Consider the following 9,928-nt stretch of genomic DNA (forward strand, 5'->3'; position numbering starts at 1 on the left):
CGTGCCGGCTGGGACGCATGGGGCGGGTGCAGCCGACACGCGTCGCCGGGTGCTGGCCCCCTCCCCGCCGGCTGACGACCCTGGCGCCATGACGACGGCCTACGCGTACGGCACCGCGCACGCGGTGGTCATGGTCGGCTCGGTCGGCAGCGCCGACGGCCTGCAGCCCCGCCGGATCGGTCCCCTGCACGCCACGATCGGCCGGGTCCACGGGCGCAGCCGCAAGTCGCTGTGCGGCGCCTACGTGGCCGTCGACGAGCAGACGCCGTGGCCGCCGCAGGGCTACGGCGACGAGCAGCTCTGCGCGGAGTGCGCCGAGCTCGCCACCCTCTGACCGCTCATCCGCCCGCGACCGAGGGCAGCACCTGCACCACCGCGCCGTCGGGCACCGGCGTGGCCAGGCCGCGGCCGAACCGGATGTCGTCGCCGTCCACGTAGACGTTGACGAACCGGCGCACCGCGCCGGTCTCGTCGCGGATCCGGCGGTCCAGCAGAGGGTGCCGGGCGGCGAGGTCGTCGAGCAGGTCGCCGAGGGTCCCGCCCCCGGCCTCGACCGTCAGGTGCTTGGCGCCGCCGGCGAGGTCGGCCAGCACGCCGGGGAGCACCACCTCCGCGGTCACGGGAGCCGGGCCGCGCGGACGACGAGCACGTCGGGCAGGTGCGCGGCGACCAGCGTGAACGTGTCGCCCTCGTCGGCGGAGGCGTAGACGCAGCCGTCGCGGGTGCCCACGTAGACGCCCGTCGGATCGCCCTCGTCGGCGCAGGCCGCGTCGCGCATGACCGCCGCCCAGCTCCCGTCCGGCAGTCCTGCGGCCGACTCGGTCCAGGAAGCACCGCCGTCCCGGGTGCGCTGGACCCGCAGCCGCCCGCCCGGCGGGACCCGCTCCATGTCGGCGACCAGCGGAACCACCCACGCCGTCCCCGGCGTGCGCGGAGAGGCGACGACGGGGAAGCCGAAGTCGGCGGGCAGCCCCGCGGCGATCGAGCGCCAGGACACCCCGGCGTCGTCGGTGGCGAAGACCCCGAAGTGGTTCTGCGCGTACAGCCGGTCGGGGTCGCCGGCGTCGACGGCGACCTTGTGCACGCACTGGCCGTACTCGGGCAGCTCGTCGGGGAGGAAGACCGCCGTGATGCCGCGGTTGCGCGGCGTCCAGGCCCCGCCGCCGTCCTCGCTGACGTAGACCCCGCCGGTGCTCATCGCGACCAGCACCCGCTCCGAGGCCGGGTCGGGCAGCACCGTGTGCACCGCTCCTCCGCCGCCCCCGGGTTCCCACGTGGGCCGGTGCGGGTGCTCCCACAGCCCGCGGACGAGGTCGAACGTGCAGCCGCCGTCCTCGCTGCGCCACAGCGAGTGGGGTTCGCAGCCGGCCCACACGACGCCGGGCCGGTCCGCCGAGTCCGGCCGCAGCTGCCAGACCCGGGCGAGCGCGGCGCCGGTCTCCTCGGGGAAGCGGATGGCGCCGGACTCGGTCTCGGTCCAGGTGCGCCCCAGGTCGTCGGAGCGCATGACGGTCGGCCCCCAGTGGCCGTACTGGATGCCGGCGAGCACCCGGGGCGCCGGCCCGCGGGTGTCGACGGAGACGGCGGCGACCTCCTGCGCCAGCAGGTGCGGCCCGTCCAGCGTCCAGGTGCGGCGGTCGTCCTCGCTGCGCGCGAGCCAGAGCCCCTTGCGCGTGCCGATGGCGAGCAGGTCGGTCATGGCGCCTCCCGGTCCGGGGGCGCCCGCCGCGCCCCTGCCCAGGACAGACCGGGCGGGGGCGCGGAACTGAGCGCCGGCCGCGGCACGCGGTCCACCGATGCCCGCCTGCCGGCCACTCTCCGGATCGGAGTGGCCGGCAGGGGGTCACCGCATCGGCGGGCGGGCGCCGGGTGCCGTCACAGGCGGGACGCGCCCCCGTCGGGCGAGCGGCGGCCCTGCTCGTCGGCGAGCCCGGGGGCCAGCTTCTCGGCCTTCGCGCGCAGTTCCTCGGCGGCGCTGGCGTGCTCCTGGGCGGTGGCGGCGCGCTCGGCCGCCTCCTGCTCGGCCAGGCGCGAGCGCTCCTCCACCTCGGCGCGCTCGCGACGCGCCCGGGCGGCCTGCTCCTCGGCCAGCGCCTGCTCGCGCTCGGCCTGCACGCCCCGCAACTGCGCCTGCTGCAGGTGCTCGCGGGCCTCCTCCCTCTTGCGGGCGGCCCCCGCTCCGTTGCGCCGTCTGGCCAGTGCGAGCGCGAGCGCGGCGAGCAACAGGACGGCTACCACGACGATCAGCACGATCACCCAGGTGTCCACGGGATCCTCCTCGAGGGGACGTCAGCTCCCCGGAGGTGCCCGGACCGCACCCTCGGTAACCCCGGCGATCATCGGAGGGCGCTGCCGCCCACCCACTGGTCCCACGGGATCGTCCAGTCGTGGATGTCGCCGTCGGTCGGGCCGAGCGTGGGGCCGACGGAGTTGCGGATCTCCACGACGTCGCCCGGCCGGGAGAAGTCGAAGAACCACGCCGCGCGCTCGGTCGACATGTTGATGCAGCCGTGCGAGACGTTGGTGTTGCCCTGCTGGGCCACGGACCACGGCGCCGCGTGCACGAACTCCCCGTTGTTGGAGATGCGGACCGCGTACTCGACCGGCGTGCGGTACCCGCCGGGGCCGTCGGCGGGGACGCCGAAGGTGCTCGAGTCCATGATCCGGTTCCGGTTGAGCTCGGTCACGACGTGGACGCCGTTGCGGCTGGGGTTCTCCGGGCTGCCGGCGCTGATCGGATAGCTCTGCACCAGCCGGTCGCCGTCGTACACCTCCATGACGTGCGTGCCCGCGTCGGCGATCGACACGTGCCGGTCCCCGACGCGGAAGGAGATCGTGCGGTCCCGCTCGCCCCAGATCCCGTCGCCGAAGGACACCCCGTACAGGTCGGCGTGCAGCGTGACGTCGGTGTTCGCCGGCCAGAAGGTCGACGGCCGGAAGTGCACCTCGGCATCGCCGAACCAGCTCCACACGCCGTCGGTCGGCGCGGAACTCCGGACCAGCAGGTGGCTCTCCACCGCGGCCCGGTCGCTGACCGGCTCGTCGAAGTAGACGCGGATCGGCATGCCCACCCCGACGGTCTGGCCGTCGAGCGGGCCGATGTCGGGCGTGGACAGCCCGGCAGGCGTCACCGTGGTGAAGGTGGACACCGCCTCGACCGCCTCCCCGTCGGCACCCGAGGCGCCGGCGGTGAGCGTGTACGTGGTGCCGTAGGCGAGGTCGCCCTCCGGCGTCCACACGTCGACGGCGGCGTCCTCGGGCGAGTCCGCGACCGAGCCGGGGACCGGCGCGCCCGCCGGGTCGGTGACCGTGACCTCGCCGAGCTCGCCGTCGGTGACCGAGATCTCCAGCGGGGTGGCGGGCGGGACGTCGACCGCGCCGTCGGACGGGGTCAGCGCGACCGAGGCGGGCCGGCTCTCCGCGGTCGACGGGGCGGCGGAGTCCCCACCGTCCCCGTCGTCCTGGCACCCCGCGAGCAGGAGCAATGCCCCCGCGATGGCCACCGCCGCTGTCCGTCGCACTCGGCCCGACTCCTCGTCCGTCCCCCGCCGGCCCCGGGGCCCGGAACCGCTCCCCAGGGTCCCACGAAGAACCGGAACGGAGACGTCTGCCGGGCGCGGCCCCGGGGCACCCGCGGCCACTCCCCGGGGCGCTGGTATCGTTCTCCCTCGTTGCCCGGGCGACCGGACGGCACGCGCCATTAGCTCAATTGGCAGAGCAGCTGACTCTTAATCAGCGGGTTCGGGGTTCGAGTCCCTGATGGCGCACCCGGATCGGCCCAGCGGCTTCCTCCTTCGGGAGGGAGCCGCTTCGTCGTTCCCCGGGCACCCGTCCCCGACCCGGTTCAGCCGGACTGTCCGGACGGGATCGACGCCCCGGCGGCTCCGTTGCCGAACAGGACGTCGTTGGTGTGGATGGTGTCGAAGTACTCCCGCAGCGCGAAGATGCGCCCGCCGCGCAGTTCGGCGACGAAACAGATGCGGTTGTCGTAGACCCTGCCGGCCGGCGAGGTGCCGTACACGGTGGCCTCGGCGACGACGCGCTCGTCCTCGGCGATCGTGCCGGTGATCGTCATCTCGATCCCCCCGGGCATCGCCGCTCCGACGAGGGTCCCGATGGTGGACAGCTCCCGCTTGCCGTAGGTGCCCGACAGCGGCAGCACACCCGGCTTCCCGGAGACCCACCACGTGCCTTCGTCGTCGAACAGGGCCATCGCCTCGCGCCCCCTGCCCGCCGAGAGGTGCCCGAAGAACTCGAGGACCACCCGCCTGCTCTCGTCCGTGCCCATCCCCGGTCCTCCTGCGGTTCGACGCTGCACCCGGACCCTGCCAGACCCGCCCGCCGGCACCGGAGCTCGTCTCGAGCCCGGCCCGGTCGAGATCAGCGCGGTCGCCGCGGTCGAGCGATGAGTCCGGCGCCCGACCGCGCGCTCGGCCGATCCGATCGACGGGGCCGATGCGACGAACGGGCCCCTCCGCTGCTGCGAAGGGGCCCGTTCGTCGGCGCTACCGGTCGGTCACCAGAGGCGGTAGAGCTCCGCGGCGTTGCCGCCCATGACCTTGACCTGCGTCTCGGGGCGCAGGGTGCTGATCTTCTCGCTCACCAGCTCGAGCGGGCTGGGGTGCAGCGACGTGGGATGCGGGAAGTCGGTCTCGAACATCACGTTGCCCTCGCCGACCTGGTCGATGAGGTGCTGCAGGTCGCCCCGCCCGTTCTCGAACCAGAACGTGGCGTACCAGTGGTCGCGGAAGTACTCCGACGGCCGCTTCTGCAGCTTGTCGAACCACTCCGGGGCGTTCTCCTCCAGCTCGTAGTCCATCGCCTCGAGCATGAACGGCACCCAGCCGATGCCGCTCTCCACCGACACCATCTTCAGCTCCGGATGCCGGTCGAACATCCCCGAGTAGGCGCTGTTGAGCAGCACCTGGGAGTTGTTCAGGAACAGCGAGGCGCCGCCGATGGCGGGCTTCACGTACTCGTCCTGGCTGGGCCAGTAGGTGGTGCCGAAGAACGACAGCGACGTCTGGCTGGCCCCGATGTGGAAGTGCACCGGCAGCTTCAGCCCGGCGCACACCTCCCAGAACGGGTCCCAGGCGCGGTCGCCGAGGTCGGGCGACCCGGAGTCCTGCGGGTGCGCGGTCATGTTCACGCCGCGCATGCCCATCTCCGCGCAGCGCCGGGCCTCGCGGACGCAGCCGTCGATGTCCCACGCCGGCATGATCGGCATGGGCAGCAGCCGGTTGTCCGACTCGGCCTGGACCTCGGCCATCGCGTCGTTGTAGAGCTCGATGCACAGGCGCAGCAGCGTCGGGTCGGAGACGGAGTTGACGAGGTTCTGCCCGCCGAGGCCGATCGAGTTGGGGAAGACGACCTGGGCGTGGACCCCGATCTCGTCCATGAACCGCAGCCGGGTCTCGGGGTCCCACGCGGCGTCGTGCCCGTCGTGGATGGTCCAGGAGCCGCCCTGCGAGTCCCGCCACGGGTGCTTCTTGCCGTCGCGGTCGATCGTGCCGCCGGAGCCGGCCCGGCCGAAGGTGTTGCCCTCGATGACCCACATGTCCACGCCGTCGACCTTCTCGACGTGCGGCACCCGGTCCTCATAGCCCTTCGGCGCCCGCTCGGTGAACAGGTCGTGCCGTTCGGTCATGTGGGTGTCGGCGTCGACCACCCGAATGCCCTCGGCCAGTGCGGCCATCCGTGCCTCCTCGTCGTGAACTGCGGTGCTGTGACCCAGGTTACGGACGGCGGAGCCGGTTTACAACAGTTGATTTAATCCCCGCCGGTCGGCGTCCTACGCGGAGACCGGCGCCTGCCACAGCCCGACCAGCGCGTCGACGATCCCGGTCGCCGCGTCGTGCCAGGTGGCCCGCGGCGTCGGGCGCCCGTCGGCCAGGGCGCGCTCGCGATCGGCGCAGCCGTGCACGAGCAGCTGGACCTCCATGGCGCGGCGCTCCTCGTAGACCGCCTCCGGCAGGTCGGGCACGCACCCGCGAAGGCCCTCGACGACGCGGCGCAGGCTCGCCGAGCGCGCGCTGTCCTCCATCGCCAGCTCCCGGAGCGCCGGGTCGGTGATCACCTGGGCGCGGAACCGGGCGAACCAGGTCGGGTCGCCGAGCTCGGCGAGGTGGTCGGTCGAGGGGCGCACCAGGCAGGCGACCCAGTCCCGCAGCCCCGGGTCTGGCCCGAGCCGGTCGACCATCTCCTCGCGCAGCCGCTCGATCGGCTCGGAGCGGGTCCGCAGGAGGGCGCGCACCAGGTCGGCCCGGCTGCCGAAGTGGTACCCGACGGCGGCGCTGTTGCGCTGCCCCGCGGCCTCGCTGATGTGACGGCTGGACACCGCCGCGACCCCGCGCTCGGCGAACAGCCGCTCGGCAGTGGCGAGGATCAGCTGCCGGGAGGCGTCACCGCGCTCCATCCGGCCCCGCCGGCGGGCGCCGGCCTGCTGCACCTCCGCCACCGGGCGAGGGTAGCCACGGCCGCTCCTTGCGGCGGCCCCGCCGGCCGGAGGTCTCATCCGGACGGGTACCGGTCAGCCGCTCGCGACCGCCGCCCGGTCGGCGGCCAGCCGCGAGCGGTTGAGCTTTCCGGCGCTGGTCCGCGGCAGCTCGTCGACGAACTCGAACCCCTTGGGCACCTTGGGCCCGGACAGCCGCTCCTTGCACCACGCCCGCAGGCTCTCGACGGACGGCGGCGAGGCCGGGTCCCGCGGCTGGACGACGGCGTGCACCGCGCGCTGCCACTCCGGGTCGGGGACGCCGATCACCGCCACGTCGGCCACCTCGGGGTGCTCGGACAGCGCGGTCTCGATCTCGGCCGGGAACACGTTGACGCCCCCGGTGACGATCATGTCCTGGCGCCGGTCGGCGATGTAGAGGAAGCCCTCGTCGTCCAGCCGGCCCATGTCGCCGAAGCTGCGCCAGCCGCCGTCGAGCGGCGCCGGCGTCTCGGCACCGACGTAGCGGAACGGCTCCACCTCCCCCGAGCGCAGCCGCAGCCAGATCTCGCCGACCTCGCCCGGCGGGAGGTCACGCCCGGCCTCGTCCCGGATCGCGATGTCGCAGTCCGCGCCCCGCCCCGTCGTCCCGGGGTGGGTGAGCCACTCGACGCCGGTGCAGGCGACGATCCCGAGCCCCTCGCTGCCGCCGTAGGTGAACATGAACCGCTCGGGCGGGACCAGCTCCAGCCATGTGCGCGTGACCCACTCGGGGAGGACGGCCGCGCCGTAGACCACCCGCTGGAGGCTGGAGAAGTCGCGCTCCCGGACGCCGTCCAGGCGGGCGATGCGCTGCAGCATCGTCGGCACCATGATCGCCGCGGACACCCGGTGGCGCTCGATCAGGTCGACCACGCGGGCGGCGTCGAACTTCTCGACGAGCACGACCGGGTCGCCGGCGAGCAGCGTCGGGAAGCACGAGGCGAAGCCGTTGGTGTGGTAGAGCGGGCAGACCGCCAGCACCGACTGGCCCGGGTCGATGACGGTCGACGTCGGCACGTACCGGCCGGGCGAGGGCGCCACGATGATCTTCGGCGTACCGGTCGAGCCCGACGTCGCGATCAGCCGCGCGTAGGGCGGCACCGGGTCCCCGGGGGGCGGGGTGTCGTCCTCGCCCGTGGTCCCCAGGACGTCCGCGAGCGTCAGCGCACCGGCGGGCTCGTCGGGCCAGTCACCGACGAGCAGCCGGGGCGTGGCGAGGGCCAGCAGCCGGTCGCGCTCCCAGCCGGGCAGCTCCGGCCGCAGCGGCAGGACGACGGCGCCGAGCTTCCACGCCGCGAACACCGTGACGACGTGCTCCGGGGTGCTGGGCAGCCCCAGCGCGACCAGGTCGCCCTCCCCCACGCCGGCGCGGGCCAACCGGTGCGCAACCTGGTTGGCCCGGCGCTCCAGCGTGGCCCAGCCGTACTCCCGCTCGGCGCCGTCGGCGGTGGCGGCGACCAGCGCCGTCCCCTCACCCAGCTCGCGGGCCAGCTCGGTCAGCCGCCGCCCGTACGGGATCCCCTCGTCGGCTCCCACGACACCCCCTCGTCCCAGCGCTGTCTCGATCGTGTCGACCCTCACACGGGAAGCCTTTCCGGTCCAGCGTGCGGGCCCGTTCTGCGTGCGACCATCGAGCGAGTTCCGCGATCCCAGCCGTACCGGCTGCACGACGAGCTGGAGGCCCGGTTGCTGGCTCAGCAGGCCCCCGTCTCGGAGCGGCGGCGGCGGTGGATGACCCCGGTGCTCCTGGCGGGCCTGTTCACGACCGCGTTCCCGTCGACGATCCTCACCATCGCGGTCCAGCCGATCGCCGAGGACCTCGACACGCTCCCGTCGACCGTGGTCTGGGTGACGACGGCCCCCTTGCTGGCCGCCGCCGTGGCCACGCCGCTGCTCGGCCGGTTCGGCGACCTCTTCGGCCACCGCCGGGTGTACCTGGCCGGCGTCGTCACCACGCTGCTGTTCGCGATCGGCGCCGCCGTCGCCTGGAGCGCGACCGGCCTGATCGCCGCCCGCACGCTCTCCCAGGTCGGCGCCGCGGCCACGCTCCCGACGGCGGTCGCCCTGATCTTCCGCATGGCCCCACCCGGCGAGCGGGTCCGCGCCTCGGCGTCGGTGGGCGCGGTCAGCTCCGCCGCCGCGGTGATCGGCGTCGTCACCGGCGGGCCGCTGGTCGACAGCGTGGGCTGGCGGGCCATCTTCGCGGCGCAGGCCGTCCTCTGCGTCGCCACGATCGCGCTCGCGGTCCTCGTGGTGCCCCGCGACGCGCGGTCGGGAGAGCGCTCGTCGCTCGACGTCCCCGGGGCCCTGCTGCTGGCGGTGGCCACGTTCACGCTCACCTTCGGCATCAACCGGGCGGCCGTCTGGGGCTGGGAGCCGGTGCCGATCGCCTGCCTCACGGTGGCGCCCTTCGCGGTGTGGGCGCTCGTCCTCGTCGAGCGCCGGGCCGCCTCCCCGCTGCTGCCGCTCCGGGTGCTGGGCTCCCGCACCGTCCGCGTCGCCTCCGGTGCCAGCGTCCTGATCGGCGCCGGCTACATGGGCAACTTCGTCGTCACCCCGCTGTACATGCAGGGGGTGCTCGGCCTGACCGCGGCGGTGACCTCGCTGCTCACCGTGCCGCGGGCCCTGTCGATCCTGCTCGCCGCGCCGACGGCGGGCCGGGCCGGCCGGCGGTTCGGCGAGCGGTCGGTCGCGCTCGTGTCGGGGCTGCTGCTGACCCTCGCGCTGGTGGCGATGGCGGCCGGCGCGTGGCTCGGCTCGCTCGTGCTCGTGGCGATCACGATCGCCCTCAGCGGCTACCTGCACGGGCACATGAACCCCGCGATCCTCGCGGCCCAGGCGTCCGCGGTCGACGAGCGCGACATCGGCCTGGCCGCCTCCCTGCAGCAGACCGCCTTCCAGATCGGCGCGGTGGTCGGCATCGGCCTGTTCACGGCGCTCGCCGGGGACGCGACGACCGAGGGGCCGTTCGCCCTGGTCTTCCTCCTGACCGCGGCCTGCTCCCTCGTCGCGACGCTCGTGCTGATCCCGATGCGCGACCCGCACCACCCCGACCGTGCCGCTGCCCCGACCGCGGTCCGGGACGAGGTCGACGCCTGACAGTGAGGATGGAGAGGACGGGGTCACCCCTGGTGGTCTGACTCTCCGCCTGACCGACGCCTTGCTGTCCTGCTGTGGGATGTGTCGGCCGTGTGGGGGTGGCCCCGTCCCTGCACGTCACCGGGCGGGACGTCCGTGACCTCATAGGAGCCTGTGCAAGAGGCGCCCATCACTGTCCTGTCCGCCTCGTCCGGCTCGGTGCGTGCCGTCTCATCGGTACGAGCGACAAGGACGGCGATGACCATCATGGCGAGTACGGGGCTGGATGTCTTCGGCGGCGTGGACACCCACGGCCGGACCCACCACGCGGCTGCGATCGACGGCACCGGCAGGCTGCTGGGCGATGCGGAGTTC

10 protein-coding genes and 1 tRNA gene are annotated in these 9,928 nt (G+C 74.1%); 3 read left to right on the forward strand and 8 right to left on the reverse strand.

Annotated elements, in window-relative coordinates:
* Positions 1–88: 88 nt before the first annotated feature.
* Positions 89–334 (forward strand): hypothetical protein, encoded by a 246-nt coding sequence (locus tag BMY88_RS05120; protein ID WP_091940787.1) that lies wholly within the window; start codon positions 89–91, stop codon positions 332–334.
* Between the two features lie 4 nt (positions 335–338).
* Here BMY88_RS05120 and BMY88_RS05125 read toward each other — a convergent pair whose 3' ends face one another.
* From BMY88_RS05125 to BMY88_RS05140, 4 genes are all read right to left on the reverse strand, one after another.
* Positions 339–620 carry a ubiquitin-like small modifier protein 1 gene (locus tag BMY88_RS05125; RefSeq protein WP_091940789.1) on the reverse strand — a complete coding sequence of 94 codons (282 nt, stop codon included), beginning with the start codon at positions 618–620 and terminating at the stop codon, positions 339–341.
* Positions 617–1,699, reverse strand: a complete 1,083-nt coding sequence (locus BMY88_RS05130) for a WD40/YVTN/BNR-like repeat-containing protein (RefSeq protein ID WP_091940791.1) — start codon at positions 1,697–1,699, stop codon at positions 617–619. Before BMY88_RS05130 ends, BMY88_RS05125 begins: the two co-directional genes overlap by 4 nt.
* 176 nt (positions 1,700–1,875) lie before the next feature.
* A complete protein-coding gene (locus BMY88_RS05135; RefSeq protein WP_091940793.1) occupies positions 1,876–2,268 on the reverse strand; it encodes a hypothetical protein in 393 nt (130 codons plus the stop codon).
* Between the two features lie 68 nt (positions 2,269–2,336).
* The gene (locus tag BMY88_RS05140; RefSeq protein ID WP_244524456.1) at positions 2,337–3,521 is read right to left on the reverse strand and encodes a L,D-transpeptidase; all 1,185 of its coding nucleotides are present in this window, start codon (positions 3,519–3,521) and stop codon (positions 2,337–2,339) included.
* 173 nt (positions 3,522–3,694) lie between these two features.
* Here BMY88_RS05140 and BMY88_RS05145 point away from each other — a divergent pair.
* Positions 3,695–3,767 (forward strand) — tRNA-Lys (locus BMY88_RS05145).
* A gap of 77 nt (positions 3,768–3,844) precedes the next feature.
* Here BMY88_RS05145 and BMY88_RS05150 read toward each other — a convergent pair.
* The 4 genes from BMY88_RS05150 to BMY88_RS05165 all read right to left on the reverse strand — a co-directional run bounded on the left by BMY88_RS05150 (position 3,845) and on the right by BMY88_RS05165 (position 8,011).
* A complete protein-coding gene (locus BMY88_RS05150; protein ID WP_091940797.1) occupies positions 3,845–4,288 on the reverse strand; it encodes a nuclear transport factor 2 family protein in 444 nt (147 codons plus the stop codon).
* 228 nt (positions 4,289–4,516) lie between these two features.
* Positions 4,517–5,695, reverse strand: coding sequence for an amidohydrolase family protein (locus tag BMY88_RS05155; protein WP_091940799.1), 1,179 nt, complete (start codon positions 5,693–5,695; stop codon positions 4,517–4,519).
* A 96-nt stretch (positions 5,696–5,791) separates the two neighbouring features.
* Complete coding sequence (locus BMY88_RS05160) at positions 5,792–6,457, reverse strand: TetR/AcrR family transcriptional regulator (protein WP_211435501.1); 666 nt, start codon at positions 6,455–6,457, stop codon at positions 5,792–5,794.
* A 72-nt stretch (positions 6,458–6,529) separates the two neighbouring features.
* Positions 6,530–8,011 (reverse strand): class I adenylate-forming enzyme family protein, encoded by a 1,482-nt coding sequence (locus BMY88_RS05165; protein WP_091940803.1) that lies wholly within the window; start codon positions 8,009–8,011, stop codon positions 6,530–6,532.
* Positions 8,012–8,206: 195 nt separating this feature from the next.
* On the opposite strand from BMY88_RS05165, the gene BMY88_RS05170 reads away from it, so the two are divergent.
* Entirely contained in the window at positions 8,207–9,574 is a 1,368-nt protein-coding gene (locus BMY88_RS05170; protein ID WP_211435502.1) for an MFS transporter, read from the forward strand.
* Positions 9,575–9,928: the final 354 nt, after the last annotated feature.

It is taken from the genome of Trujillonella endophytica, assembly GCF_900110555.1.
Taxonomy (GTDB): Bacteria; Actinomycetota; Actinomycetes; order Mycobacteriales; family Geodermatophilaceae; genus Trujillonella; species Trujillonella endophytica.